Source organism: Streptomyces sp. SAS_281 (assembly GCF_052542855.1).
Genome location: NZ_JBMNDO010000049.1, coordinates 1 through 26,011 on the forward strand (window position 1 = coordinate 1; position 26,011 = coordinate 26,011).

Sequence of the window (26,011 nt, forward strand, 5' to 3'; positions counted from 1 at the left end):
CTCTCCTCGGGGAGCCCGGCCCGCGGGCTGTCCGGGAACCCCCCGGAAGGCTCAGAACGTCTGAAGCGTCACCAGGCTGATCCGCAGCCCGGCCCCCTCGCCCTCGCCCTCGATCCGCACCCGCTGCCCCGGCCGCAGCAGCCGCAGGCCGCCCGCGTCGAAGGCCGCCGCGTCGAAGTCCACCGGGGTGCCGTCGTCGAGCAGCACACTGCCGCTCCGCGTCTCGGGGTCGTACGTGTACGAGGTCGCCTGCATGGGTGCAGACTATCGGTCCCGCGCGGACGCCCCCGCGGCCCAGCGGCCCGCCGTGAACGGGCCGACGCCCAGCTCCAGCGCCACCCGCAGATCCTCGCCGGTGTCCACGTCCCGGCGTACCGAATCGATCCCCGGCAGCGAGATTTCCACCGCGCCCGAAGCCAGATGGCGCACCCGGGACGGTCCGCCGAAAACGGGCCGCAATTCCACCCCCGGAGCAGCCGACAGAAATGTCGTCCCGATTCCCGCCGCATCGGGAACAAATGCGCGGGGAAAAGCGGCAGAGAATTCGAGGACCCGGGACAATTCCGCCGGGCGCAGGGCGGGCAGATCTGCGTTGAGCGCGGCCAGCGGAGCCCCCGGCCTGCCCGCCCTGACCGCCCGCTCACCGTGTGCGAGGGCCGCGTTGAGCCCCGACCCCGGGGCATCGGGTACGACCAGGGCGCCGAGCGCGGCCAGCGCCGCTCCCGCCACCGGGTCGTCCGTGACGACCACCACATCCGCCACATCCGGGCAGGACAGCGCGGCGGCCACCGTGTCACGGGCGAAGGCGAGGGCCAGCCGGGGGCGCAACAGTGCGCCGGAGGCGGGCGCCAGCCTGGTCTTGGCCCGCGCCAGGGGTTTCACCGGGACGACCAGGGACCAGCGGCCGGCCGGGTCGGTGTTCGTGGCGGTCCCTCCCTCGATACGCATCGCCGCCTATTCTCGCCTGCCGGTGCGCCGACCCGGAGGGTCGCTCCCCGGGGCGAGGCGTACGGTGTTCTCGACAGAGCAGGGGCCTGGGGCGAGACTTGACCCTCGGTAGTCAGGCAGCAGACAGCTCCACGGTCTTGTTCACAGAGGAAAGGTGTCCGAGTGTCCCGCCGCACAATCGGCTTCTGGTACCGCCTGGCGGCGGTCATCGCGAAACCGCCGCTGGTGCTTCTGTTCAAGCGCGACTGGCGGGGAACGGAACACATTCCGGCCGACGGCGGATTCATCACAGCGGTCAACCACAACTCGTATCTGGACCCGCTCTCGTACGGGCACTTCCAGTACAACACCGGCCGCGTGCCGCGCTTTCTGGCCAAGGCGGGGCTCTTCAAGGGCACCTTCATCGGCACGATGCTGCGCGGCACCGGCCAGATCCCCGTCTACCGCGAGACCACCAACGCGATGGACGCCTTCCGGGCCGCCGTCGGCGCCATCGAGCGCGGCGAGTGCGTCTGCTTCTACCCGGAGGGCACCCTCACCCGCGACCCCGACATGTGGCCGATGGCCGGCAAGACCGGCGCCGCCCGCGTCGCGTTGATGACCCGGGCCCCCGTCATCCCGGTCGCGCAATGGGGCGCCAACGAGGCGATGCCGCCGTACGCCACGGAGAAGAAGATCCGCCTCCTGCCCCGCAAGACCCTCCGGGTCAAGGCCGGGCCGCCGGTCGACCTCTCCCGCTTCTACGGCCAGGAGCCGACGCCCGAGGTGCTGCGCGAGGCCACCGAGGTGATCATGCGGGCCGTCACCGCGCAACTGGAGGAGATCCGCGGGCAGCAGGCACCCGCCGAGCCCTACGATCACCGCAAGGCCCGGGCCGAACAGCGGCGCAAGGCCGAAGGAGAGGGACTCACGTGACGCACCCCGCGAAGGCCGCCGTCTTCGGAACAGGCTCCTGGGGTACCGCCTTCGCCCTCGTCCTCGCGGACGCGGGATGCGAAGTGACGCTCTGGGGCCGCCGGGCCGAACTCGCGGAGGCCGTCAACAGCACCCGCACCAACCCCGAGTACCTGCCGGGCATCGAGCTGCCCGCCTCGGTCCGGGCCACCACGGACGCGGCCGAGGCGCTGCGCGGCGCCGACTACGCGGTGCTCGTCGTACCCTCCCAGACGCTGCGCGCCAACCTCGCCGACTGGGCCCCGCACCTGGAGCCGCAGACGGTGCTCGTCTCCCTGATGAAGGGCGTCGAACTCGGCACCGCCAAGCGGATGAGCGAGGTCATCGAGGACGTCACCGGGGTGTCCGACGACCGCGTCGCCGTCATCACCGGGCCCAACCTCGCCAAGGAGATCGCCGAACGCCGCCCCGCCGCGGCCGTCGTCGCCTGCCGGGACGAGTCCGTCGCCCAGCGCCTCCAGGCCGCCTGCCACACCCCGTACTTCCGCCCGTACACCAGCACCGACGTGGTCGGCTGCGAACTCGGCGGCGCCGTCAAGAACGTCATCGGCCTCGCCGTCGGCATCGCGGACGGCATGGGGCTCGGCGACAACGCCAAGGGCTCGCTCATCACCAGGGGCCTCGCCGAGACGATCCGGCTGGGCGCGGCCATGGGCGCCGACCCGCTGACGTTCTCCGGTCTCGCCGGCCTCGGCGACCTGGTGGCGACCTGCTCCTCGCCGCTCTCGCGCAACCACACCTTCGGCACCAACCTCGGCCGGGGCATGACGCTCCAGGAGACCATCGCCGCCACCAAGCAGACCGCCGAGGGCGTCAAGTCCTGCGAATCGGTGCTCGACCTGGCGCGCAGGCACGGCGTCGAGATGCCGCTGACCGAGACCATCGTCGGCATCGTCCACGAGGGCAAGCCGCCGAAGGTCGCGGTCAAGGAGCTCATGTCGCGCAGCGCCAAGGCCGAACGGCACTGAGGCCACCCGGGTCCCACCCGCCCCGGGCGGCCCGTGCCGCGCTGACGTGGCTTGAACCAGCAGGTACGCTCATCGCGATATGAGCAGCGAGAACCCCCCCCAGAGCCCGGAGCAGCAGCTCCGCAAGCCGCGCGTTGCCGTCGTGTTCGGCGGCCGCAGCTCCGAACACGGCATTTCGGTGGTCACGGCCGGCGCCGTCCTGAACGCCATCGACCGGACCGCGTACGACGTCCTGCCGATCGGCATCACGACGGACGGCCGCTGGGCGCTCACCGCCGACGAACCGGAACGCATGGCCATCGCGAACCGCACCATGCCGGACGTGGCGCAGCTGGCCGAGTCCGAGGAGGGCGGGGTCGTGCTCTCCGTCGACCCCGGCAGCCGCGAAGTCGTCTACACCGAGCCCGGCGCGGTGCCCAAGGCCCTCGGCGAGGTCGACGTCGTCTTCCCCGTCCTGCACGGCCCGTACGGCGAGGACGGCACCCTCCAGGGACTCCTGGAGCTGTCCGGTGTGCCGTACGTGGGCGCCGGGGTCCTCGCCTCGGCCGTCGGCCAGGACAAGGAGTACATGAAGCGGGTCTTCACCTCCTTCGGCCTCCCGGTCGGCCCGTACCTGGTGGTGCGCCCCCGCGAGTGGGACACCGACCCGGCCGCCGCCCGCGAGCGCATCACCGGCTTCGCCGCCGAGCACGGCTGGCCGCTCTTCATCAAGCCCGCCCGGGCCGGCTCGTCCATCGGCATCACCAAGGTCGAGGACGCCTCCGGTCTCGACGCGGCCATCGAGGAGGCCCGCCGCCACGACCCGAAGTTCCTGGTCGAGTCGCTGCTGAGGGGCCGCGAGATCGAGTGCGGCGTCCTGGAGTTCGAGGACGGGCCGCGCGCCAGCGTGCCGGCCGAGATCCCGCCGGTCACCGCACACGACTTCTACGACTTCGAGGCCAAGTACATCGACGCCGCCTCCGGGATCGTGCCGGCGCCGCTCACCGAGGAGCAGACCGCCGAGGTCCAGCGGCTCGCCGTCGAAGCCTTCGACGCCTGCTCCTGCGAGGGCCTGGTGCGCGCCGACTTCTTCCTCACCGAGGACGGCGGCTTCGTGATCAACGAGATCAACACCCTGCCGGGCTTCACCCCGATCTCCATGTACCCGCGCATGTGGCAGGAGAGCGGCGTCAGCTACCCGCAGCTGGTGGACCGGCTCATCCAGGCCGCGCTGACCCGGCCGACCGGCCTGCGCTGACCCGGCGGAACACGGCGAAGGGTGTGCGCTCCCCGAGAGGAGCGCACACCCTAGAACCGGTTCGGGATCGTCTTCTTCACCGCGGGGGCGAACGCCGCGAGCGGGGTCGTGTCATGCGCGTACGCCTCCGAGAGCGACACCTCGACGTACGTCTCGCGCAGGGTCGTCGTCAGCCGGGGGCCGTCGCCCTCCCGTTGCTCCAGCATCCAGTTGACCCCGCTCGCGGTGATGCCCTTCGACTGGTCGTCGTCCATCTTCGCGGGGCGCTCCACACCGCAGCGCAGTACGATCGCCCCGTCCCCCCACCCGGCGGTCAGCTCCGAGGAGGGTTCGGGGTCACTCCGCTCCAGACCGCCGACGGTGTCCGGCAGTTCCCGGTCCAGCGCGCGGCAGTAGGCTGCGGCTTCCGGGGACGGCGAGGGCACCGTGACCGACGCCGTCGCGTCGCCCCCGGAACAGCCCGCCGTCAGCAGCACCAGGGCGGCGGACGGAACGAGGAGCGCGGGGTGGAGGAGCCGGCGGCTGGAGGACGTCACCGGCCCAGCGTAGACGGGGGCTACAGGTGAACGACCGGGCAGGTCAGGGTTCGGGTGATGCCGTCCACTTGCTGGACCCGCGCCACCACCATGCGCCCGAGCTCGTCCACCGTGTCGGACTGGGCGCGCACGATCACGTCGTAGGGACCGGTGACGTCTTCTGCCTGGATGACTCCCGGGAGCTTGGAGATGGTCTCGGCGACGGTCGACGCCTTGCCCACCTCGGTCTGAATGAGGATGTACGCCTGTACCACGGAACCTCCAGGGCGGCCACGAGGATCATGTGGGGGAAAGGGACGCCACGTTATCGCGTCGTCGCGCGGAGCGGGGAGACCCGCGGGCCGGATGACGTCCTCAGCGTGGCGTACAGAACGCGCAAGTTGACGTAACTCTTGACAGTAGCGACAGCAGAGACGGCACGCGACCGCGAGTGGGGCGGCGCGCACGGGGGACAGGCCGGAGCGTCCGGCCCGACAGATGAGAGGTGACACTCGGTGAAGGCAACCGTGGGCGAGTTGGGGGAGTTCGGGCTCATCAAGGAGCTCACGTCCCGGCTCACCACCACTCCGGCGGTCCGGCTCGGCCCGGGCGACGACGCCGCGGTCGTGACAGCCCCCGACCGCAGGGTCGTGGCCAGCACGGACATCCTGCTGGAGGGACGGCACTTCCGGCGCGACTGGTCGACGGCGTACGACGTCGGCCGCAAGGCCGCCGCGCAGAACCTCGCCGACATCGCCGCCATGGGCGCCGTGCCCACCGCGCTCCTCCTCGGCCTCGTCGTCCCCGCCGAACTCCCGGTCACCTGGGCCGCCGAGCTGATGGACGGACTGCGCGACGAGTGCCAGGTCGCGGGGGCGGCCGTGGTCGGCGGGGACGTCGTGCGCGGCGACCTCATCACCGTCTCGATCACCGCGCTCGGCGACCTGCGCAACCACGAGCCCGTCACCCGGGCCGGCGCCCAGCCCGGGGACGTCGTCGCCGTCACCGGCTGGCTCGGCTGGTCCGCCGCCGGGTACGCCGTGCTCTCCCGGGGCTTCCGCTCACCGCGCGCCTTCGTGGAGGCCCACCGCCGCCCCGAACCGCCCTACCACGCGGGCCCCGCTGCCGCCGGGCTCGGCGCCACCGCCATGACCGACGTCAGCGACGGGCTCGTCGCCGACCTCGGGCACATCGCCGAGGCCAGCAAGGTCCGCATCGACCTGCGGTCCGGGCTCATCGACGTGCCGTCCCAGATGTCGGACATCGGGCAGGCCGTCGGCGTCGACCCCATGCAGTGGGTGCTGACCGGCGGCGAGGACCACGCGATCGTCGCGACCTTCCCGCCCGACGTGAAGCTGCCGGCCCGCTGGAAGGTGATCGGCGAGGTCCTCAACCCCTCGGCGCTGCCCCAGGTGACGGTCGACGGGGCGCCCTGGACCAGCAAGAACGGCTGGGACCACTTCGGCGACATCGAGGACGCCCAGTAGATTGCGGCGTATGCCGATACCTCTCTCCGTACCGCCCCGCGTGCTCACCGTCGCCGGATCCGACTCCGGCGGCGGTGCGGGCATCCAGGCCGACCTCAAGACGATGCTCGCGCTGGGCACGCACGGGATGAGCGTGCTCACCGCCGTCACCGCGCAGAACTCCCTCGGCGTCCAGGGCGCCTGGGAACTGCCCGCCGAGGCGGTCCGCGCCCAGTACCGCAGCGTCGTGGACGACATCGGCGTCGACGCCGTCAAGACCGGAATGCTGGCGTCCGCCCCGCTCGTGGAGACCGTCGCGGAACTTCTCGCGGACACCGGGGCGCCCGTCGTCGTGGACCCGGTCGGCGTCTCCAAGCACGGCGACCCGCTCCTCGCCGCCGACGCCCTCGAATCGGTCCGTACGAAGCTGCTCCCCGTCGCGACCGTGGCGACGCCCAACCTGGACGAGGTGGCGCAGCTCACGGGCATCACCGTCACCGACGAGGCCGGGATGCGCCGGGCCGCCGGCGCGCTGCTCGCATTCGGACCCCGCTGGGTCGTGATCAAGGGCGGCCACCTGCCCGGTGAGCCCGTCGACCTGCTCACCGACGGCAGCGAGGAGCACTGGCTGCGCGCCCCCCGCCACGACAACCGGCACACCCACGGCACCGGCTGCACCCTCGCCTCCGCCATCGCGAGCCACCTCGCACGGGGCGCCGGGGTGCCGGAGGCGGTCCGGGCCGCGAAGGCGTACGTCACCGGGGCGATCGAGGCGGGCTTCCCGCTGGGCGCGGGCATCGGCCCGGTCCGCCACGCCTGGCGGCTGCGCGACGCGGGCTGACCGGCAGGCGTGAACCGTACGGGTACAGCAAAAAGCCGGTCCACCGAGGTGGACCGGCTTTTCGGGCAACCGGTAGGGCTGCGCTACGACGGGAACGTCAGCGCGCGACCTTGCCGGCCTTGATGCACGAGGTGCAGACGTTGAGCCGCTTCGGCGTCCGACCGACCACGGCACGCACGCGCTGGATGTTGGGGTTCCAGCGACGGGACGTACGGCGGTGCGAGTGCGAAATGTTGTTGCCGAAGCTCGGCCCCTTGCCGCAAACGTCGCAGTTGGCAGCCACGGGTCACTCCAAAGACTTCAGATGCACTTACAGTGAATTCCGGTACGCCGGATTCAAGGACTGAAGTGGCGGTACCGGGGGAATGGCCCGACTTTCATCGGGCAACCGAAGCAGCATACAACGCCTGCTCCGGAGATACGAAACTACCATGTCTTCCGCCCCCGCCCTCCCCGCCCCCGGACCGCCCGCACCCTCCGACCGGGGCTAACCTGCGGTGCAGCCAGCCGCCCCGCCCCCGTCACGAGTCCCCGTTCCGAGTCCCGTCCGAGGAGGACCCGAGGTGCCGCAGACCGCCGACGAACCGGATGCCGTCGCGGTACGGAGCTGGTGCTCCCTGGCCCTCGAAGCACTCGGCCGGGAGCGGGAGGCGATCGACGCGATCAACGTCTACCCCGTCGCCGACGGGGACACCGGCACCAACCTCTACCTGACCGTGGAATCCGCGGCGGCCGCCGTGGAAGCGGTCTTCGCCGCCCACGAGACCGGCACCTCGGTGCCTTCAGCGGCGGACGCGGTACGGGCCATGGCCCACGGTGCCCTCATCGGCGCCCGCGGCAACTCCGGCACCATCCTCGCCCAGCTCCTGCGCGGCATGGCCGGCGTCCTCGCGGAGGGCACCGGCGGCGACCGGATGCGCCTCGCCCTAGACCGGGCCGCCGCTTGGGCCCGCGAGGCCGTCGCCCACCCCGTCGAGGGCACCGTCCTCACCGTCGCGGACCGGGCCGCGGCCGCCGCCGCACAGGCGGCACCCGGCGCGGACACGGCCGAGGTGGCCAGGGCCGCCTACGAGGGCGCCCGCACCGCGCTGGACGCGACGCCCGGACAGCTCCCCGCCCTCGCCAGGGCCGGGGTGGTCGACGCCGGCGGGCGCGGCCTGGTCACCCTCCTCGGAGCCCTGGTCGAAGCCGTCTCCGGACGGGGCCCGGAGCGGCCGTACGAGGCCCCCGTCCCGTTCGTCCCGGCGGAGGGCGAGGAGGCGGAGTGCCCGGCGGGCGACGACGGGGACGGGGGCGGCCCCGCCTTCGAGGTCATCTACCTGCTGGAGGCCGGGGACGAGGCCGTCGAGCGGCTGCGCGCCCGGCTGGACGCCCTCGGCGACTCCCTGGTGGTGGTCGGCGGCGACGGCCTGTGGAACGTCCACGTCCATGTGGACGACGCCGGCGCCGCGGTCGAGGCGGGCGTCGAGGCCGGCCGGCCGTACCGCATCCGCATCACCCACTTCGCCGCCGACCGCGCCCACGCCCGCCCCGAGCCCGCCGGGCGCGCGGTCGTCGTGGTCGTCCCGGGGGACGGTCTCGCCGCCCTCTGCCGGGAGGCCGGCGCGACGACCGTGCTCGCGCGGCCCGGCGAACCGCCCGCCAGCGGCGAACTGGCCGACGCCATCCGCCGCGCCCACGCCCGCGAGGTGGTCCTGCTCCCGAACGACGCGGACCTGCGCCACACCGCGGCCGCCGCCGCCGGACAGGCCAGGGCCCACGGCGTCCGGGTCGCCGTCATCCCGACCCGGGCCGCCGTCCAGGGCATCGCGGCCCTCGCCGTCCATGAGCCGGACCGCAGCTTCGACGAGGACGTGGTCGCGATGACCTCGGCGGCCGGCGCCACCCGCTACGCCGAACTGGCCGTCGCCGAACGGCAGTCCTGGACCACGGCGGGCATCTGCCAGGCCGGGGACGTCCTCGGCCTCATCGACGGCGACGTGGCGGTCATCGGCCAGGACGTCCCCGGCACGGCCCGCAAGGTGCTGGACCGGATGCTCGCGGCCGGCGGCGAACTGGTCACCCTGGTCCTGGACGAGAACACCCCGCCCACGCTGGCCGAAGCCCTGGAACAGCACGTCCGCGACGGCCACCTCGCGGTGGACACCACCACCTACCGGGGCGGCCGCCAGGGCGCGCCGCTGCTGATCGGCGTCGAATAGCACCCGGCGCGACGACGGGCCCGGGCGGCGCCCGACGGACAACTGTCACTGCCGTGGTGTGCAATGGATCGCGTGTCTGCGTTCGAAGAACCCCTCAAGAAGCTGCTCGGCGGACCCACCGCGAAGGTGATGGCCGAGCACCTCGACCTGCACACGGTCGGTGATCTCCTCCATCACTACCCGCGCCGGTACGAGGAGCGCGGCCGGCTCACAGCGCTGACCGACCTCCCGCTGGACGAGCACGTCACGGTCGTCGCCCAGGTCGCCGACGCCCGCGTCCTCACCTTCAACGGCGGACGCGGCAAGCGCCTCGAAGTGACCCTCACCGACGGCCACGGCCGCCTCCAGCTCGTCTTCTTCGGCCACGGCGTCCACAAGCCGCACAAGGAACTGCTGCCCGGCCGGCGCGCCATGTTCGCCGGCAAGGTCTCGGTGTTCAACCGGAAGATGCAGCTCGCCCACCCCACGTACCAGCTGCTCGACACCGCCTCCGTGGACGACGCCGAGGCGACCGAGGCGGTGGACGCCTTCGCGGGCAAGCTGCTGCCGATCTACCCCGCCTGCAAGCAGCTCGACTCCTGGCGGATCGCCAAGGCGGTCGACGCCGTGCTGCCCAGCGCCCGCGAGGCCGTCGACCCGCTCCCCGAAGCCCTGCGCGAGGGACGCGGCTTCACCTCGCTGCCCGAGGCCCTGCTGAAGATCCACCGCCCGGCCACCAAGGCCGACGTGACGGAGGCCCGGGACCGGCTCAAGTGGGACGAGGCGTTCGTCCTCCAGGTCGCCCTGGCCCGCCGCAGGTACGCCGACACCCAGCTCCCCGCCGTCGCCCGCAGGCCCGTCCCCGGCGGCCTCCTCGACGCCTTCGACGCCAAGCTCCCGTTCACCCTCACCGACGGCCAGCAGAAGGTCTCCGGCGAGATCTTCGGGGACCTCGCCACCGAGCACCCGATGCACCGCCTCCTCCAGGGCGAAGTCGGTTCCGGAAAGACCATGGTGGCCCTGCGCGCCATGCTCGCCGTGGTCGACGCGGGCGGCCAGGCCGCCATGCTCGCCCCCACCGAGGTCCTGGCCCAGCAGCACCACCGGTCCATCACCGAGATGATGGGGGAGCTGGCCGAGCATTGGGGCCTGTGGCGCGAAGCGCCTCTCGACGAGGGGCGGCGGTCGGGCGACGGGCGGGCGCTCGGCGGGGCCGGCCAGGGCACCAAGGTCGTGCTGCTCACCGGGTCCATGGGCACCGCCGCCCGCCGGCAGGCGCTGCTCGACCTGGTCACCGGTGAGGCCGGCATCGTCATCGGGACGCACGCCCTGATCGAGGACAAGGTCAAGTTCCACGACCTGGGCCTGGTCGTCGTGGACGAGCAGCACCGCTTCGGGGTCGAACAGCGCGACGCCCTCCGCTCCAAGGGCAGGCAACCGCCCCACCTCCTCGTCATGACCGCGACGCCCATCCCCCGTACCGTCGCCATGACCGTCTTCGGGGACCTGGAGACCTCCGTCCTCGACCAGCTCCCGGCCGGCCGCTCGCCCATCGCCAGCCACGTCGTCCCCGCCAAGGACAAGCCGCACTTCCTCAGCCGCGCCTGGGAACGGGTCCGCGAGGAGGTGGAGAACGGCCACCAGGCGTACGTCGTCTGCCCCCGCATCGGGGACGACGAGGACGACGCCGCCAAGAAGAAGGGGAAGAAGGCAGCCGAGGAGGACGGCGGCAAGCGGCCTCCGCTGGCCGTCCTGGAGATCGCCGACCAGCTGGCCAAGGGGCCTCTGGACGGACTGCGCGTCGAGGTGCTGCACGGCAGGATGCAGCCCGACGACAAGGACGACGTGATGCGCCGCTTCGCCGCCGGCGACGTGGACGTCCTGGTCGCCACCACCGTCATCGAGGTCGGCGTCAACGTCCCCAACGCCACCGCGATGGTCATCATGGACGCCGACCGCTTCGGCGTCTCCCAGCTGCACCAGCTGCGCGGCCGGGTGGGCCGCGGCTCCGCCCCCGGGCTCTGCCTGCTGGTCACCGAGGCCCACGAGGCGAGCCCCGCCCGCGCCCGGCTCTCCGCCGTCGCCGCGACCCTGGACGGCTTCGAGCTCTCCCGCATCGACCTCGAACAGCGCCGCGAGGGCGATGTGCTCGGCCAGGCCCAGTCCGGGGTGCGCTCCTCGCTGCGCGTCCTGAACGTCATCGACGACGAGGAGGTCATCGCCGCCGCCCGCCAGGAGGCCGTCGCCGTCGTCGCCGCCGACCCCGGCCTGGAGCACCTGCCCGAGCTGCGCACCGCCCTGGACGCCCTGCTCGACAAAGAGCGCGAGGAGTACCTGGACAAGGGGTGAGGCCGCCCGCCCCCGGGCGCCCCGTCCTCCCCGACGCCATATCGTGGGAGGTACGGCGCCCACGGCACCCCGCGCGCCGCCCCGACCCGAGGACCAGACACCCATGACCCGCGTGATCGCAGGCGTGGCCGGCGGACGCCGCCTGGCCGTCCCGCCCGGCACCGGCACCCGGCCCACATCCGACCGCGCACGCGAGGGCCTGTTCTCCACCTGGCAGGCGCTCCTGGGCACCCTCGACGGGATGCGGATCGCCGACCTCTACGCCGGCTCCGGGGCCGTCGGCCTCGAAGCGCTCTCCCGGGGCGCCGCCCACGCCCTGCTCGTGGAGGCCGACGCCAAGGCCCTGCGCACCGTCAAGGAGAACGCCCGCACCCTCGGCCTGCCCGGCGCCGAGGTCCGCGGCGGCAAAGCCGAACAGATCGTGACGGGTCCGGCGCCCGCGGAGCCGTACGACGTGGTCTTCCTGGACCCGCCGTACGCCGTCACCGACCTGGATCTTGGCGAGATCCTGCTCACACTCCGTACGCAGGGGTGGCTCACGGGCGACGCACTCGTCACCGTGGAACGCAGCACCAGAGGCGGAGAATTCAGCTGGCCCAAGGGTTTCGAGCCATTGCGGGCCCGTCGCTACGGCGAGGGAACGCTTTGGTACGGTCGCGCCGCCGCCACGTGCGAAGACGCACGATGACCGGACCGGAGAGCGAGGGAATCAAGTTGCGCCGCGCCGTATGCCCGGGGTCGTTCGACCCCATCACCAACGGACATCTCGACATCATCGGCCGAGCTTCGAAGCTGTACGACGTCGTGCACGTCGCGGTGATGATCAACCAGTCCAAGAAGGGCCTGTTCACGGTCGAGGAGCGGATCGAGCTCATCCGCGAGGTCACCGCCGAGTTCGGCAACGTCGAGGTCGAGTCCTTCCACGGCCTGCTCGTGGACTTCTGCAAGCAGCGCGACATCCCGGCGATCGTGAAGGGCCTGCGGGCCGTCAGCGACTTCGACTACGAACTCCAGATGGCCCAGATGAACAACGGGCTCTCCGGCGTCGAGACGCTCTTCGTGCCGACCAACCCCACCTACAGCTTCCTGTCGTCCTCCCTGGTCAAGGAGGTCGCGGCCTGGGGCGGCGACGTCTCCCACCTGCTGCCGCCGGTCGTGCAGCAGGCCCTGACCGAACGCCTCGCACAGCGCTGATCCACTGACAGCACGTCAGCCGTACGCACCGCAGGTGTCGGGCGGGCGCCGACTGGCCGTACAGTCGTCCCGTCCGTCTCCAACCGGCAGTAGAGAGTGGCGAGCACACGGTGGACGTGCAGAAGAAGCTGGACGAGATCGTCGCGACGGTCGGGAACGCCCGGTCCATGCCCATGTCGGCGTCCTGCGTGGTCAACCGCGCCGACCTGCTCGCGATGCTCGAAGAGGTGCGCGAGGCCCTGCCCGGCTCGCTCGCCCAGGCCGCCGAGGTCATCGGCGGCCACGAGCAGCTGGTGGAGCAGGCCCGCCAGGAGGCCGGCCGCATCATCGAGAACGCCCACGCCGAGCGCACCGCCCTGATCGCCGACACGGAGATCGCCCGGCGCTCCCAGGCCGAGGCGGACCGCATCCTCGCCGACGCCCGCAAGGAGGCCGACGAGGTCCGCGCGGAGGCCGACGAGTACGTCGACAGCAAGCTCGCCAACTTCGAGGTGGTCCTCACCAAGACCATCGGTTCCGTCGACCGGGGCCGCGAGAAGCTCCTCGGCCGCGGCCAGGGCCTGGACGAGCAGGGCTACGAGGACCCGGACTTCGCCGAGGCCCCCGAGCGCAGCACCGACCCGGACACGCTCCGCCAGCGCGCCGACGCGTACGTGGACACCAAGCTCGGCGCCTTCGAGGCGGTGCTCGCCAAGACCCTGGAGGCCGTCGGCCGGGGCCGGCAGAAGCTGCACGGCCGGGTCGCCACCGACGAGCTCGGCGCGCACATCGCCGCCCAGGACGCGGCCGGCGAGCAGGGGCACACCAGTGACGAGGACCACTGGGCCGGACTGGCCGAGGTCGCCGCCCCGCAGCCGCTTCCGATCCCGCACCAGGCCGAGCCGTACGCCCAGCCGGAACCGCAGTACGCCCAGGGCTACGGCTACCAGGACCAGCAGCAGGACGCCTACCAGGCACCCCAGCCCCAGCAGGACGTCTACGGCTACCAGCAGCAGCCCGACCCGTACGCGGCCTACCAGCAGCAGGGCTACGACCAGGGCCAGGCGCAGGACGCGATGCAGACACAGGGCGGCTACGACGCCTGGCAGCAGCCGGCCCAGCCCCAGCAGCCCCTTCCGCAGCACGGCGATGCCGCCCTGGACGAGACCAGCCTCTTCGACACCAGCATGATCGACCTGGACCAGCTGCGCCGCTACGAACAGGAACGCTGACCGCCGGAAGAGCCCGGATTGGGAGCTGGGCGGTGTGTCCAGTATCCTGGCTCTTCGGTCGCGCGTATGTCCGCGATCCCGGCTGCCCGCTTCGACTCCGGACGGGCCGGCCCCCTCCCACCACGCGTGACGCGTTCGATCCGAAAGCAGGAGAAGCCCTGAACGGCCACCTCGACCACCGAAACCCCCTCGTGTTCGACACGCACGAGCTGGGCCGGCGTCCCGGTGCCATGAAGCGGCTGACCCGCACGGCGGACGCCCCCGCCGACCTCGGTATCGGCGACGTCATCGGAGTGCCGGAAGGCGCGCCGGTGAAGCTGGACCTCCGTCTCGAATCCGTCATGGAGGGCGTGCTCGTCACCGGGACCGCCCGTGCGACGGTCGAGGGGGAGTGCGTAAGGTGTCTGGAGCCGCTGAGCCGCGAGGTCGAGGCGGACTTCCAGGAGATGTTCTCGTACCCTGACGCCGATGACCGGAACCACGGCAAGCCCGCGGACCCGGTCGACGACGCCGAGGACGACGAGGACAGGCTTTTCCTCGAGGACGGCTTGTTCGACCTCGAGCCGGTGCTGCGTGATGCGGTGGTGCTCGCACTGCCGATGCAGCCGGTGTGCAAGGAATCCTGTGCCGGTCTGTGCTCCGAGTGCGGAGTCAGGCTGGACGAGAATCCGGGCCACCACCACGATGCCGTCGACGCTCGTTGGGCGGCACTGCAAGGACTCGCCGACACCGTTCAGGACGGCGAGAAGGACAACATGGGCGGCGCCGCACCCGGCGTCGACAAGAAGCAGGAGAAGTAGCCGTGGCTGTTCCGAAGCGGAAGATGTCGCGCAGCAACACGCGCCACCGCCGGTCGCAGTGGAAGGCTGCGGTCCCCACCCTGGTTTCGTGCGAGCGCTGCCAGGAGCCGAAGCTGCAGCACATCGCGTGCCCCAGCTGCGGCACGTACAACAAGCGCCAGGTCCTCGAGGTCTGAGCGGCTGGTGAGAGGCCCGATGTCTGAGTTGTCCCACGCCAAGAAGCAGGCAGACAACGTCAACACAGCCTCGTCCCACACGCTTCTGGAAGGGCGGCTCGGGTACCAACTCGAGTCCGCCCTTCTGGTGCGTGCGCTGACCCACCGTTCGTACGCGTACGAGAACGGCGGTCTGCCCACCAACGAGCGGCTGGAGTTCCTCGGGGACTCCGTGCTCGGTCTGGTGGTCACGGACACGCTGTACCGCACCCACCCCGACCTGCCCGAAGGCCAGCTGGCCAAGTTGCGGGCCGCGGTGGTCAACTCGCGTGCGCTTGCGGAGGTGGGCCGCGGCCTCGAACTCGGCTCCTTCATCCGGCTCGGCCGCGGTGAAGAGGGCACGGGGGGCCGGGACAAGGCTTCCATCCTCGCCGACACCCTGGAAGCGGTGATCGGCGCGGTCTATCTCGATCAGGGCCTCGACGCGGCGTCCGAGCTGGTCCACCGGCTCTTCGACCCGTTGATCGACAGGTCCTCGAACCTCGGCGCCGGCCTGGACTGGAAGACCAGCCTCCAGGAGCTCACCGCGAGCGAGAGCCTCGGAGTCCCCGAGTACCTCGTCACGGAGACCGGCCCGGACCACGAGAAGACCTTTACTGCTGCTGCTCGCGTCGGTGGTGTCTCGTACGGCACCGGCACCGGCCGTAGCAAGAAGGAAGCGGAGCAGCAGGCGGCCGAGTCCGCCTGGCGCGAGATCACCGCCGCCGCCGAGGCGCGGGAGGCGGCGGCGAAGGCCGTCGTCGACGGAGGGGCCGCCGACACCCCTGCCGACCCCGCCCCGTCCACGGACGTCGCTCCGGCCTGAGCATGTGAGAACCCCCCGGTGCCGCCGTGCACCGGGGGGTTCTTCCTTTCCCCGTACGCCTTTCGTCCCAGGAGCCGTGCCGTGCCCGAACTGCCCGAGGTCGAAGTCGTCCGCCGAGGCCTGGAACGCTGGGTCGCCGGGCGGACGGCCGGTGAGGTCGAGGTCCTGCATCCGCGCGCGGTCCGTCGCCACCTCGCGGGCGGCGTGGACTTCGCGGCCCGGCTCACGGGGACGCGGTTCGGGACGGCGATGCGCCGGGGCAAGTACCTGTGGGTGCCGCTGGACGAGGCGGCCGGCTCGCTCCTCGGCCACCTGGGCATGAGCGGTCAGCTGCTCGTCCAGCCCGAGGGGGCGCCGGACGAGAAGCATCTGCGGGTCAGGATCCGGTTCGCCGACGCGGTCGGCACCGAACTGCGCTTCGTGGATCAGCGCACCTTCGGCGGCCTCTCGCTCCACGAGAACACCCCGGACGGGCTGCCCGACATCATCGGGCACATCGCCCGCGACCCACTGGACCCGGCGTTCGACGACGCCGCCTTCCACACGGCGCTGCGACTGCGCCGTACGACGATCAAGCGTGCGCTGCTCGACCAGTCGCTGATCAGCGGGGTCGGCAACATCTACGCGGACGAGGCGCTGTGGCGCGCCCGGCTGCACTACGACCGGCCGACCGCGACGCTCACCCGCCCCAAGTCCGCCGAACTCCTCGGCCACGTCCGCGACGTGATGAACGCGGCCCTGACCCAGGGCGGCACCAGCTTCGACAGCCTCTACGTGAACGTGAACGGTGAGTCGGGCTACTTCGACCGTTCGCTCGACGCCTACGGCCGCGAGGGCGAGCCCTGCCACCGCTGCGGTACGCCGATGGCCCGGCGCCCCTGGATGAACCGGTCCAGCTACTACTGCCCCCGCTGCCAGCGCCCGCCGCGCGTCAGGCCCTAGTTTCCCGGGCGTCGTAGCGGGCCCGGGCCGCCAGGACCTCGGGCATCCGGCCCTCCACGAAGTGGATCAGGCCGAGCAGCCGCTCCGCGACCTCGTGGCCCAGCGGGGTCAGCTCGTAGTCCACCCGGGGCGGGTTGACGAGCTGGGCCTCGCGGTGCACCAGGCCGTCCCGCTCCAGCGCGTGCAGCGTCTGGGAGAGCATCTTCTCGCTCACCCCGTCGACCCGGCGGCGCAGCGCGTTGAACCGCAGGCTCTCCTCGTACAGGGCGCCGAGCGTGAGGGCGCCCCAGCGGCCGGTGGCGTGTTCGAGCAGACCGCGCGAGGGGCACTGCTTCGAGAACACGTCGAAGGGCAGGTCGTCCATTGACGTCTCCGGTGCGGTGCTCTGGTCCATGAAACCAGCGTACGCCCGCACAGCGCTTTCCCTGAGTCAGTGTGATCCGGGGGAGGCGAGTGGGGCGTACGAGATGGCGCGTACGGCGGTGCCTCGGGTCAGAAGCCGAAGTCCTGGGTCCACCAGGGGCCGCCGGCCCCGTAGTGGACGCCGACGCCGAGCGTCTTGTAATCGCAATTGAGAATGTTTGCGCGGTGGCCGTCGCTGTTCATCCAGGCGTCCATCACAGCCTGCGCGTCGGCCTGTCCGCGGGCGATGTTCTCGCCGCCGAGGCCCGGGACACCGGCCGCGTCCGCCCGGTCCCAGGGGGTCTTGCCGTCGGGGTCCGTGTGGTCGAAGAAGCCGCGCGCAGCCATGTCGTCGCTGAAGTCCTGGGCGAGCGAGGCGAGCGAAGCGCTCGCGGTGACCGGGCTGCACCCGACCTTTCCGCGCTCCTCGTTGACGAGGGCCAGGATCGCGGCCTGGGCCGAGGCGGCGGTGGACTTCGGCGTGCTGCTCTTCGACGGGGCCGGCGCGGAGGACTTCGGGGCGGCCGGCGCCGAGCTCTTCGCGGCCTTCGTGGCCGGGGCCTTCGACGTCGAGGAGGAGGGTTCGGCCGACTTCTTCTTCCCGGCCGACTCCTTCTTCCCGGACGCGGTCTTCGACGGCGACGCGGACGTGGAGGGCTTGGCCGTCTTCGAGTGCGAGGCAGAAGCGGAGTGCGAAGCGGAGGGCGAGTGGAAGGCGCCGGGCGAGGCCGAATCGGAGGGCTTCGACGTCGCGGAGTGCGACTTCTTGGGCGCGGCAGGGCGTTCGGTGCCCCGGCTCGCCGGCGCCGAAGCGGAGGAGCGGTCGGAGGGCGATGCGGTGATGCCCCCCTGGGTGAGCAGGTCCGGGGCGGCCTGGGAACGGATCTGGTCGGCGGCCGGACCGCCGCCCACGGTGTAGCTGTCCCCGCCGGGCAGCAGACCCGACGCCACGGCGACGGCGCCGACGGCCACGGCCGCCGAGACGCCTATGAGTCCGGTGCGCACGGGGATCGCGGACCGCTTCCTGCGGCCCGTCCCGCGGTGCCGGGCCGAGACCCCGTCCGCGTTCTCCTCAGCGGCGGGGACTGCGGCGCTGCGTCGATGGCGTCCCATCTGCTGTGCCCTTCTGACGACCTGGACGTCGTTTTCGACGCCCGTGCTCACCCGAATGAGTGAAGCTTTTGCGAGGGGACTGTACGCCATGGCGAGTCGCCGGAACGTGCTCCGAACGCAAGGGGACCGATAGCGTTCGGGCATGAACGAAGATGTACGGCTTACCGCTTGGGTACGCGGCCGAGTACAGCAAGTAGGCTTCCGCTGGTTCACCAGGGCAAACGCTTTGGAGATCGGTGGCCTCACCGGTTTCGCCCTCAATCTGGACGACGGCCGGGTGCAGGTCGTGGCGGAGGGCCGGCGTGACAATTGCCACCGTCTTCTCGATTGGCTCCGTTCCGACGACACACCCGGCCGAGTCGACGGCGTGACTGAGATATGGGACACGCCGCGCGGCGGATACGACGGATTCGCGATCCGCTGAGACCGCTCCCGAAAGGCCCGGGAAAGGGCTCGTGTTCGGCCCGTGTTCGATGCGCGGCGGGTGGTGACGGCATACGCCCCCGTCGCGCGTACACATGAAATGACCTGCGGAATGTCCGGATGGTTGCCAAGATTCGGTTGGCATGCCAGGCTGCCGCCCAAAGGATGATCTCCGTACCCCTGAGGGCCCCGTCGGAGAGCCGCGCCGCATGATCGTCTCGCCGCGCGCCCCGGGACGCCCGCCTCTGCGGGGTGTGATCGTGTTGACCGTCAAACTTTTTGGTGAGACTCTGAAATCCCCGCGCACCTCAGCTGTTCGGCAGAGCTGGTAGGCAGCAGGACAGCAGTGACAGTGAGCACTGCCGAACACCGCGGGTGCGATCCCTCACGACCCACACCGCATCGGTCGGTCACTCATTGTGGAGGACCATCCATCATGGCAAAGGCGCTTCTCGGTTACGTCGGCGGTTCCGACCCGCGACTCCTCGCCGAGATGCGACGGCTCCAGCAGCGCGTCCAGGACCTCGAATCCGAGCTCGTACGGATTCAGGAGGAGAACGACGCGCTGAACGCCGCCGCTCAGCACCAGTCGCTGCTCGACAGCATCGACATCGACGTACCCCAGGCGGAGCCGGCACTGACCTGACCGGCACGACGACCTGACCCGCACGGCACACCCGCATTCTCCGTCGCGTCGCGGGTACGCGTGCGGTACCGCCTGATCCACAGAATCACAGGGGACGCTTCGGCGTCCCTTCTTTCTTTTCCCCCCGGCCTCGCGCAGGTCCCGCCCCGGACATACACCCCTTCCCTTACCGTCTGATGTGCCCTGCACCTTCATCAGCGAAACCGAGAGCGAAAGGTAGAGTCCGGCGGCGTGCACCTCAAGGCCCTGACCCTGCGCGGTTTCAAGTCGTTCGCCTCCGCCACGACGCTGCGGTTCGAACCCGGCATCACCTGCGTCGTCGGGCCCAACGGGTCGGGCAAATCCAATGTGGTGGACGCGCTCTCCTGGGTCATGGGAGAACAGGGCGCGAAATCCCTGCGCGGCGGCAAGATGGAGGACGTGATCTTCGCCGGGACCACCGGCCGCCCGCCGCTCGGCCGGGCCGAAGTCTCGCTGACCATCGACAATTCCGACGGCGCCCTCCCCATCGAGTACGCCGAAGTCACCATTACGCGGATCATGTTCCGCAACGGCGGCAGCGAATACCAGATCAACGGCGACACCTGCCGGCTGCTGGACATCCAGGAACTCCTCTCCGACTCCGGTATCGGCCGCGAAATGCACGTCATCGTCGGCCAGGGCCAGCTGGACTCCGTCCTGCACGCCGACCCCATGGGCCGCCGCGCCTTCATCGAGGAGGCGGCCGGCGTCCTCAAGCACCGCAAGCGCAAGGAGAAGGCGCTGCGGAAGCTGGACGCGATGGGGGCGAACCTCGCCAGGGTCCAGGACCTCACCGACGAGCTGCGCAGACAGCTGAAGCCCCTCGGCCGGCAGGCGGCCGTGGCCCGCCGGGCCGCCGTCATCCAGGCCGACCTGCGCGACGCCAGGCTGCGCCTCCTCGCCGACGACCTCGTGACGCTGCGCACCGCCCTGCGCAGCGAGATCGCCGACGAGGCCGCGCTCAGACAGCGCCGGGAGGCCGCCGAGGCGGAGCTCAAGGGCGCCCTCGCCCGCGAGGCCGAACTGGAGGACCAGGTACGGCGGCTGACGCCCAGGCTCCAGCGCGCCCAGCAGACCTGGTACGAGCTGTCGCAGCTCGCCGAACGGGTACGCGGCACGATCTCGCTGGCCGACGCCCGGGTGAAGAGCGCCACCGCGCCGCCCGAGGAGGAGCGCCGGGGCCGCGACCCCGAGGACATGGAGCGCGAGGCCGCCCGCATCCGCGAGCAGGAGGCAGAGCTGACCGCCGCCCTGGAAGCGGCGGAACACGCGCTGGACGACACCGCCTCCCACCGTGCCCGGCTCGAAAGCGAGTTGGCGGCCGAGGAGCGCCGTCTCAAGGACGCCGCCCGCGCCCTCGCCGACCGCCGCGAAGGGCTCGCCCGGCTGCACGGCCAGGTCAACGCCGCCCGCAGCCGCGCCGGTTCCGCCCAGGCGGAGATCGACCGGCTCTCCGCCTCCCGCGACGAGGCCCGGGAGCGGGCCGTCGCCGCCCAGGAGGAGTACGAGGAGCTGAAGGCCGAGGTCGACGGCCTGGACGCCGGGGACACCGAACTCGGCGAACAGCACGAAGCCGCCCGCCGCGCGCTGAAGGAGGCCGAGGCGGCGCACTCCCGGGCCCGCGAGGAGGCCACCGCCGCCGAACGCCGGCGCGCCGCCGTAGCGGCCCGGCACGACGCACTCGCCCTCGGGCTGCGGCGCAAGGACGGCACGGGGGCGCTGCTCGGGGCCCGCGGCCGGCTCACCGGCCTGCTCGGGCCCGCCGCCGAACTGCTGACGGTGGCCCCGGGCCACGAGGTCGCGGTGGCCGCGGCGCTGGGCGCGGCGGCGGACGCCGTCGCGGTCACGGACCCGGCCACGGCGGCCGAGGCGATCCGGCTGCTGCGCAAGCAGGACGCGGGCCGCGCGGCCCTGCTCCTCGGCGGGGTACGGCGGGCCGATGACGGGGCACCGGAGCCCGTGGCGCCCGTCGGTACTCCCGCCGTCGCCGATCTCGTCAGCGGCCCCGCCGAACTGGTGGCCGCCGTCCGCAGGCTGGTGCGGGACATGGTGGTCGTCGCGACCCTGGAGGACGCCGAGGACCTGGTCGCCGCGCACCCGGAGCTGACCGCGGTGACCGGCGAGGGCGACCTGCTCTCCGCCCACTTCGCGCACGGCGGCTCCGCGGGGGCGCCCAGCCTCCTCGAAGTGCAGGCGTCCGTGGACGAGGCCGCCGCCGAACTAGCCGGGCTCGCCGTGCGCTGCACCGGACTGGCCGAGGCCCAGCGGCTCGCGGCCGCGCGGCGGACCGAGTCGGCGGCCCTGGTCGAGGAGCTGGGGGAGCGGCGCAGGGCCGTCGAGCGGGAGCGGTCCGGGGTCGCCCAGCAGCTCGGCCGCCTCGCCGGTCAGGCGCGGGGCGCCGCAGGTGAGGCCGAGCGCATGGACGCCTCCGCCGCCCGGGCCCAGGAGGCGCTGGAGCGGGCCACCGAGGAGGCGGAGGAGCTGGCCGAACGGCTGCTCGTCGCCGAGGAGGCGGCCGGGGACGGCGCCGACGACGAACCGGACACCGGCGTGCGCGACCGGCTCGCGGCCGACGGTGCCAACGCCCGCCAGACCGAGATGGAGGCCCGCCTCCAGGTCCGTACGCACGAGGAACGCGTCAAGGCCCTCGCCGGGCGCGCCGACTCGCTGGACCGGGCCGCGCGCGCCGAGCGCGAGGCGCGGGCCCGGGCCGAGCGGCGGCGCGCCCGGCTGCGCCACGAGGCGGAGGTGGCGGCGGCGGTGGCCTCGGGGGCCCGGCAGCTGCTCGCGCACGTCGAGGTGTCCGTCGTACGGGCGGAGCGGGAGCGGGCGGCGGCCGAGGCGTCCAAGGGGGAGCGGGAGCGCGAGCTGGCGGCGGAGCGGTTGCGGGGCCGGGACCTCAAGGGGGAGCTGGACAAGCTGACGGACTCGGTGCACCGGGGTGAGGTGCTGGGTGCCGAGAAGCGGCTGCGGATGGAGCAGCTGGAGACGAAGGCGCTGGAGGAGCTGGGCGTCGAGCCGGCCGGTCTGGTGGCGGAGTACGGCCCCGACCAGCCGGTGCCGCCGTCGCCGCCCGCCGAGGGCGAGGAGCTGCCGGAGGACCCGGAGCATCCGCGTAACCTGCCGCGGCCGTTCGTCAGGGCCGAGCAGGAGAAGCGGCTCCGCTCGGCCGAACGGGCGTACCAGCAACTCGGGAAGGTGAATCCGCTCGCCCTGGAGGAGTTCTCCGCACTGGAGGAGCGGCACAAGTTCCTCTCCGAGCAGCTGGAGGACCTGAAGAAGACCCGGGCCGACCTGCTCCAGGTCGTCAAGGAGGTCGACGAGCGGGTCGAGCAGGTGTTCACGGAGGCGTACCGGGACACGGCGCGCGAGTTCGAAGGCGTCTTCTCGCGGCTCTTCCCCGGCGGTGAGGGGCGGTTGATCCTGACCGATCCCGACCACATGCTGACCACCGGTGTCGACGTGGAGGCCCGGCCGCCGGGCAAGAAGGTCAAGCGGCTCTCCCTGCTGTCCGGCGGCGAAAGGTCCCTGACGGCCGTGGCGCTGCTGGTCTCGATCTTCAAGGCGAGGCCCAGCCCGTTCTACGTGATGGACGAGGTCGAGGCGGCGCTGGACGACACCAACCTCCAGCGGCTGATCCGGATCATGGAGGAGCTCCAGGAGAGCTCGCAGCTCATCGTGATCACGCACCAGAAGCGGACGATGGAGGTCGCCGACGCGCTCTACGGGGTGTCGATGCAGGGCGACGGCGTCTCGAAGGTGATCAGTCAGCGTCTTCGCTGAGCGCGGGGGTAGCCGAGTGGTGGCGGGGCCGAAGATGTGCGCCACTTGAGACCAGCTCACCCATGTCCGATGCCGCGGTCCCGCCCCAGGGAGGACTTTCGTGACCAGTACATCGCCCGGATCCGGACCGGAGTCCGGGGCCCGAACGGCCCACCCGGACCATCTCGGCCATGTCATCTTCATCACCGCCGCGGCTGCGATGGGCGGCTTCCTCTTCGGCTACGACAGCTCCGTGATCAACGGCGCCGTCGAGGCGATCCGCCACCGTTACGACATCGGCTCGGGAACGCTCGCCCAGGTCATCGCCATCGCGCTCATCGGCTGCGCGATCGGCGCCGCCACGGCCGGCCGGATCGCCGACCGCATCGGGCGCATCCGCTGCATGCAGATCGCCGCCGTCCTGTTCACCATCAGCGCCGTGGGCTCCGCGCTCCCGTTCGCGCTCTGGGACCTGGCGATGTGGCGCATCATCGGCGGCTTCGCGATCGGCATGGCCTCGGTGATCGGCCCCGCCTACATCGCCGAGGTCTCGCCGCCCGCCTACCGGGGCCGCCTCGGCTCCTTCCAGCAGGCCGCGATCGTCATCGGCATCGCCATCTCCCAGCTCGTCAACTACGGCATCCTGCAGATCGCCGACGGCGACCAGCGCGGCAAGATCGGCGGGCTCGAAGCCTGGCAGTGGATGCTCGGTGTGATGGTCGTGCCCGCCATCCTCTACGGGCTGCTCTCGTTCGCGATCCCCGAGTCGCCGCGCTTCCTGCTCTCCATCGGCAAGCGGGAACGGGCCCGGAAGATCCTCGAAGAGGTCGAGGGCAAGGACGTCGACCTCGACGCGAGGGTCGAGGAGATCGAGACGGCGATGCGCCGTGAGCACAAGTCCAGCTTCAAGGACCTGCTGGGCAGTCGCTTCGGCTTCCTGCCGATCGTCTGGGTCGGCATCGGCCTCTCGGTGTTCCAGCAGCTCGTCGGCATCAACGTCGCGTTCTACTACTCGGCGACGCTGTGGCAGTCCGTCGGCATCGACCCGACCGACTCGTTCTTCTGGTCGTTCACCACGTCGATCGTCAACATCATCGGTACCGTCATCGCGATGATCCTGGTGGACCGCGTCGGCCGCCGCCCGCTCGCCCTCGTCGGCTCCTGCGGCATGGCCGTCGCCCTCGCCTTCGAGGCGTGGGCCTTCTCCGCCGACCTGGTCGACGGCAAGCTCCCGACCGCCCAGGGTGCGGTCGCCCTCGTCGCCGCCCACGTCTTCGTGCTCTTCTTCGCCCTGTCGTGGGGTGTGGTGGTCTGGGTCTTCCTCGGCGAGATGTTCCCCAACCGCATCCGCGCCGCCGCGCTCGGCGTCGCCGCGTCCGCGCAGTGGATCGCCAACTGGGCGATCACCGCCAGCTTCCCGAGCCTCGCGGACTGGAACCTCTCGGGCACGTACATCATCTACGCCTGCTTCGCGACGCTCTCGATCCCCTTCGTCATCAAGTTCGTGAAGGAGACCAAGGGCAAGGCGCTCGAAGAGATGGGCTAGGCCGTTTCGTCAGGGCGGCCCGGGCGCGGCAGGATCGCGTACAGGCCGCCCGAGACGAGCGCCGTGGCCGCCCAGCCCAGGCCGCTGCGGCCCGGCCAGGTAGCGGCCAGCGGACCGGTGAACCACTCCACGCCGGTGAACAGCAGCCCCACCGCGAGACCCGCGCCCCACGCGGCGACGGCGGGCCACGCGACGCCTCCCGTGTACCAGTACGCACTGCCCCGGCCGGTGTCCACGAGCGCCGCCGGATCGTAGGCGCGGCCGCGCAGCATGTCCGTGGCGAAGACCCCGATCCACGCCGAGAACGTCACCGCGAGCAGACGCAGGAACGACACGAAGGCGTCGATGAAGCTGCCGGCCACCATCATCAGGAGCGCGCCGAGGAACAGGCTGATCGCCGCGTTCACCCCGACGGCCCAGGCGCGCGGCACGGTGAAGCCGAGGGTCTGCGCGGTGAACCCGGCCGAGTACATCGACAGCGCGTTGATCAGCACCATGCCCGTGACCGCGACCGCGAGGTACGGGGCGGAGAGCCAGGTCGGCAGCAGGACGCCGATGAAGGAGACCGGGTCGCGGGTCAGCGCGAGTTCCGGCGCCCGCACCGCCATCACCGCCCCCATCACCACCAGCGGCACCAGCACCACCAGCGCCCCGCCCACCGTCGCCGCGACCATCGCCCGGCCCGGCGCGGAACGCGGCAGATAGCGGGCGAAGTCCGGACCGGACGGCGCCCAGCTGATCCCCCCGGCCGTCAGCGTGCCGATGCCCGCGATCACCATCGGCACCGGTCCCGCCGGCCGGTCGAGCACCGCGCGCCACGGCACCGCCACGGCCAGATGTGCCAGCACCAGGAGGCTGAAGGCGCCGAAGAGATACGCCGACCACGTGCAGCACACCCGCAGCGCCCGCAGCCCGAGCCCCGACAGCAGAAAGCTCGCCGCCACGAACGCGAGCAGCGTCGCCATGATCAGCGCGGGCGTGCTGCGGACCCCGAACAGCACCTCGCCCACGGTCAGCAGGGCGTACGCGCCGGTGACCGCGTTCATCGTCTCCCAGCCCCACCGCGCCACCCAGATCAGCGCCCCCGGCGCCAGATTGCCCCGTACGCCGAAGACCGCCCGCGACAGCGCCATGCCCGGGGCCCCGCCGCGCTTCCCGGCCAGCGAGACGAAGCCGACCAGGCCGAACGAGATCAGCGGCGCCACCACGGCCGCCACCAGCACCTGCCAGAAATTCAGCCCGTTCAGCACGACGAGCCCCGCGCCCACCGTGAGCAGCAGCACGGTCATGTTGGCCGTGGCCCAGGTGGGGAAGAGGGCGCGGACCCGGCCGGTGCGCTCCTCGTCGGGCACGGGGTCCAGGCCACGGGTCTCCACGACCGGGATCGTACCTTTCCGGCATACCGGTCGTAATGACCACGAGGTCGCACGGGCCGGCGATCCTGTGCCGCACCCGTCCCTTCCCCGTTTGCCG

The 26,011-nt window shown here is 71.8% G+C and carries 26 protein-coding genes; 18 read left to right on the forward strand and 8 right to left on the reverse strand.

Going from position 1 to position 26,011, the window contains the following annotated elements:
- Positions 1–51: 51 nt before the first annotated feature.
- Positions 52–255 (reverse strand): hypothetical protein, encoded by a 204-nt coding sequence (locus tag ACN6LM_RS19740; protein ID WP_018102423.1) that lies wholly within the window; start codon positions 253–255, stop codon positions 52–54.
- A 9-nt stretch (positions 256–264) separates the two neighbouring features.
- Positions 265–948: a 2-phospho-L-lactate guanylyltransferase gene (gene cofC / locus ACN6LM_RS19745; protein ID WP_445066706.1), complete on the reverse strand. Its 684-nt coding sequence runs from the start codon at positions 946–948 to the stop codon at positions 265–267.
- 162 nt (positions 949–1,110) lie between these two features.
- On the opposite strand from cofC, the gene ACN6LM_RS19750 reads away from it, so the two are divergent.
- From ACN6LM_RS19750 to ACN6LM_RS19760, 3 genes are all read left to right on the forward strand, one after another.
- Positions 1,111–1,863 carry a lysophospholipid acyltransferase family protein gene (locus ACN6LM_RS19750; protein WP_445066707.1) on the forward strand — a complete coding sequence of 251 codons (753 nt, stop codon included), beginning with the start codon at positions 1,111–1,113 and terminating at the stop codon, positions 1,861–1,863.
- The gene (locus tag ACN6LM_RS19755; protein ID WP_445066708.1) at positions 1,860–2,870 is read left to right on the forward strand and encodes an NAD(P)H-dependent glycerol-3-phosphate dehydrogenase; all 1,011 of its coding nucleotides are present in this window, start codon (positions 1,860–1,862) and stop codon (positions 2,868–2,870) included. Before ACN6LM_RS19750 ends, ACN6LM_RS19755 begins: the two co-directional genes overlap by 4 nt.
- A 79-nt stretch (positions 2,871–2,949) precedes the next feature.
- The gene (locus ACN6LM_RS19760) at positions 2,950–4,107 is read left to right on the forward strand and encodes a D-alanine--D-alanine ligase family protein (protein ID WP_445066709.1); all 1,158 of its coding nucleotides are present in this window, start codon (positions 2,950–2,952) and stop codon (positions 4,105–4,107) included.
- Positions 4,108–4,157: 50 nt separating this feature from the next.
- Here ACN6LM_RS19760 and ACN6LM_RS19765 read toward each other — a convergent pair whose 3' ends face one another.
- Both ACN6LM_RS19765 and ACN6LM_RS19770 read right to left on the reverse strand, forming a co-directional pair.
- Positions 4,158–4,643: a DUF3515 domain-containing protein gene (locus ACN6LM_RS19765; RefSeq protein ID WP_445066710.1), complete on the reverse strand. Its 486-nt coding sequence runs from the start codon at positions 4,641–4,643 to the stop codon at positions 4,158–4,160.
- Between the two features lie 20 nt (positions 4,644–4,663).
- On the reverse strand, positions 4,664–4,897 hold the full coding sequence (locus ACN6LM_RS19770) for an Lrp/AsnC family transcriptional regulator (protein WP_030402344.1): 234 nt from the start codon (positions 4,895–4,897) through the stop codon (positions 4,664–4,666).
- Positions 4,898–5,137: 240 nt separating this feature from the next.
- Here ACN6LM_RS19770 and ACN6LM_RS19775 point away from each other — a divergent pair, with 240 nt between their 5' ends.
- Positions 5,138–6,109: a thiamine-phosphate kinase gene (locus tag ACN6LM_RS19775; protein WP_445066711.1), complete on the forward strand. Its 972-nt coding sequence runs from the start codon at positions 5,138–5,140 to the stop codon at positions 6,107–6,109.
- Positions 6,110–6,119: 10 nt separating this feature from the next.
- Positions 6,120–6,929, forward strand: coding sequence for a bifunctional hydroxymethylpyrimidine kinase/phosphomethylpyrimidine kinase (thiD, locus tag ACN6LM_RS19780; protein WP_445066712.1), 810 nt, complete (start codon positions 6,120–6,122; stop codon positions 6,927–6,929).
- A gap of 97 nt (positions 6,930–7,026) precedes the next feature.
- Here thiD and rpmB read toward each other — a convergent pair whose 3' ends face one another.
- Positions 7,027–7,212, reverse strand: a complete 186-nt coding sequence (gene rpmB, locus ACN6LM_RS19785) for a 50S ribosomal protein L28 (protein ID WP_026171429.1) — start codon at positions 7,210–7,212, stop codon at positions 7,027–7,029.
- 280 nt (positions 7,213–7,492) lie between these two features.
- On the opposite strand from rpmB, the gene ACN6LM_RS19790 reads away from it, so the two are divergent.
- The 9 genes from ACN6LM_RS19790 to mutM all read left to right on the forward strand — a co-directional run bounded on the left by ACN6LM_RS19790 (position 7,493) and on the right by mutM (position 16,625).
- Positions 7,493–9,130 (forward strand): DAK2 domain-containing protein, encoded by a 1,638-nt coding sequence (locus ACN6LM_RS19790; RefSeq protein ID WP_445066713.1) that lies wholly within the window; start codon positions 7,493–7,495, stop codon positions 9,128–9,130.
- A 63-nt stretch (positions 9,131–9,193) separates the two neighbouring features.
- Positions 9,194–11,458, forward strand: a complete 2,265-nt coding sequence (recG, locus tag ACN6LM_RS19795; RefSeq protein WP_445066714.1) for an ATP-dependent DNA helicase RecG — start codon at positions 9,194–9,196, stop codon at positions 11,456–11,458.
- Between the two features lie 103 nt (positions 11,459–11,561).
- Entirely contained in the window at positions 11,562–12,146 is a 585-nt protein-coding gene (gene rsmD / locus ACN6LM_RS19800) for a 16S rRNA (guanine(966)-N(2))-methyltransferase RsmD (protein WP_445066715.1), read from the forward strand.
- A 26-nt stretch (positions 12,147–12,172) separates the two neighbouring features.
- Positions 12,173–12,652 carry a pantetheine-phosphate adenylyltransferase gene (gene coaD, locus ACN6LM_RS19805; protein ID WP_445066747.1) on the forward strand — a complete coding sequence of 160 codons (480 nt, stop codon included), beginning with the start codon at positions 12,173–12,175 and terminating at the stop codon, positions 12,650–12,652.
- 110 nt (positions 12,653–12,762) lie between these two features.
- Positions 12,763–13,863, forward strand: coding sequence for a cell division initiation protein (locus ACN6LM_RS19810; RefSeq protein ID WP_445066716.1), 1,101 nt, complete (start codon positions 12,763–12,765; stop codon positions 13,861–13,863).
- Positions 13,864–14,054: 191 nt separating this feature from the next.
- The gene (locus ACN6LM_RS19815; RefSeq protein ID WP_445066717.1) at positions 14,055–14,663 is read left to right on the forward strand and encodes a YceD family protein; all 609 of its coding nucleotides are present in this window, start codon (positions 14,055–14,057) and stop codon (positions 14,661–14,663) included.
- 2 nt (positions 14,664–14,665) lie between these two features.
- Positions 14,666–14,839, forward strand: coding sequence for a 50S ribosomal protein L32 (gene rpmF / locus ACN6LM_RS19820; protein WP_003965982.1), 174 nt, complete (start codon positions 14,666–14,668; stop codon positions 14,837–14,839).
- Positions 14,840–14,858: 19 nt separating this feature from the next.
- Complete coding sequence (rnc, locus tag ACN6LM_RS19825; protein ID WP_445066718.1) at positions 14,859–15,683, forward strand: ribonuclease III; 825 nt, start codon at positions 14,859–14,861, stop codon at positions 15,681–15,683.
- Positions 15,684–15,764: 81 nt separating this feature from the next.
- Positions 15,765–16,625: a bifunctional DNA-formamidopyrimidine glycosylase/DNA-(apurinic or apyrimidinic site) lyase gene (gene mutM / locus ACN6LM_RS19830; RefSeq protein WP_445066719.1), complete on the forward strand. Its 861-nt coding sequence runs from the start codon at positions 15,765–15,767 to the stop codon at positions 16,623–16,625.
- Here the strand turns inward: mutM and ACN6LM_RS19835 are convergent.
- Complete coding sequence (locus ACN6LM_RS19835) at positions 16,615–17,019, reverse strand: winged helix-turn-helix transcriptional regulator (RefSeq protein ID WP_445066720.1); 405 nt, start codon at positions 17,017–17,019, stop codon at positions 16,615–16,617. The two genes, mutM and ACN6LM_RS19835, sit on opposite strands and share 11 nt — an antisense overlap.
- Positions 17,020–17,117: 98 nt before the next feature.
- Positions 17,118–18,140 (reverse strand): CAP domain-containing protein, encoded by a 1,023-nt coding sequence (locus tag ACN6LM_RS19840; protein ID WP_445066721.1) that lies wholly within the window; start codon positions 18,138–18,140, stop codon positions 17,118–17,120.
- Between the two features lie 142 nt (positions 18,141–18,282).
- Here ACN6LM_RS19840 and ACN6LM_RS19845 point away from each other — a divergent pair, with 142 nt between their 5' ends.
- From ACN6LM_RS19845 to ACN6LM_RS19860, 4 genes are all read left to right on the forward strand, one after another.
- Positions 18,283–18,564, forward strand: coding sequence for an acylphosphatase (locus ACN6LM_RS19845; RefSeq protein WP_311310009.1), 282 nt, complete (start codon positions 18,283–18,285; stop codon positions 18,562–18,564).
- 435 nt (positions 18,565–18,999) lie between these two features.
- On the forward strand, positions 19,000–19,209 hold the full coding sequence (locus ACN6LM_RS19850; RefSeq protein WP_018102403.1) for a hypothetical protein: 210 nt from the start codon (positions 19,000–19,002) through the stop codon (positions 19,207–19,209).
- Between the two features lie 231 nt (positions 19,210–19,440).
- Complete coding sequence (smc, locus tag ACN6LM_RS19855) at positions 19,441–23,013, forward strand: chromosome segregation protein SMC (protein WP_445066722.1); 3,573 nt, start codon at positions 19,441–19,443, stop codon at positions 23,011–23,013.
- 100 nt (positions 23,014–23,113) lie between these two features.
- Positions 23,114–24,538, forward strand: coding sequence for a sugar porter family MFS transporter (locus ACN6LM_RS19860; protein WP_445066723.1), 1,425 nt, complete (start codon positions 23,114–23,116; stop codon positions 24,536–24,538).
- On the opposite strand, the gene ACN6LM_RS19865 is transcribed toward ACN6LM_RS19860, so the two are convergent.
- Positions 24,535–25,914: a purine-cytosine permease family protein gene (locus ACN6LM_RS19865; protein ID WP_445066724.1), complete on the reverse strand. Its 1,380-nt coding sequence runs from the start codon at positions 25,912–25,914 to the stop codon at positions 24,535–24,537. The two genes, ACN6LM_RS19860 and ACN6LM_RS19865, sit on opposite strands and share 4 nt — an antisense overlap.
- Positions 25,915–26,011 lie beyond the last annotated feature (97 nt).

Coding starts and splice junctions, on each gene's coding strand:
- ACN6LM_RS19740 (WP_018102423.1), bottom strand. CDS start 255: ATGCAGGCGACCTCGTACACGTACGACCCCGAGACGCGGAGCGGCAGT.
- cofC (WP_445066706.1), bottom strand. CDS start 948: ATGCGTATCGAGGGAGGGACCGCCACGAACACCGACCCGGCCGGCCGC.
- ACN6LM_RS19760 (WP_445066709.1), top strand. CDS start 2,950: ATGAGCAGCGAGAACCCCCCCCAGAGCCCGGAGCAGCAGCTCCGCAAG.
- thiD (WP_445066712.1), top strand. CDS start 6,120: ATGCCGATACCTCTCTCCGTACCGCCCCGCGTGCTCACCGTCGCCGGA.
- recG (WP_445066714.1), top strand. CDS start 9,194: ATGGATCGCGTGTCTGCGTTCGAAGAACCCCTCAAGAAGCTGCTCGGC.
- rsmD (WP_445066715.1), top strand. CDS start 11,562: ATGACCCGCGTGATCGCAGGCGTGGCCGGCGGACGCCGCCTGGCCGTC.
- rnc (WP_445066718.1), top strand. CDS start 14,859: ATGTCTGAGTTGTCCCACGCCAAGAAGCAGGCAGACAACGTCAACACA.
- ACN6LM_RS19835 (WP_445066720.1), bottom strand. CDS start 17,019: ATGGACCAGAGCACCGCACCGGAGACGTCAATGGACGACCTGCCCTTC.
- ACN6LM_RS19840 (WP_445066721.1), bottom strand. CDS start 18,140: ATGGGACGCCATCGACGCAGCGCCGCAGTCCCCGCCGCTGAGGAGAAC.
- ACN6LM_RS19845 (WP_311310009.1), top strand. CDS start 18,283: ATGAACGAAGATGTACGGCTTACCGCTTGGGTACGCGGCCGAGTACAG.
- ACN6LM_RS19850 (WP_018102403.1), top strand. CDS start 19,000: ATGGCAAAGGCGCTTCTCGGTTACGTCGGCGGTTCCGACCCGCGACTC.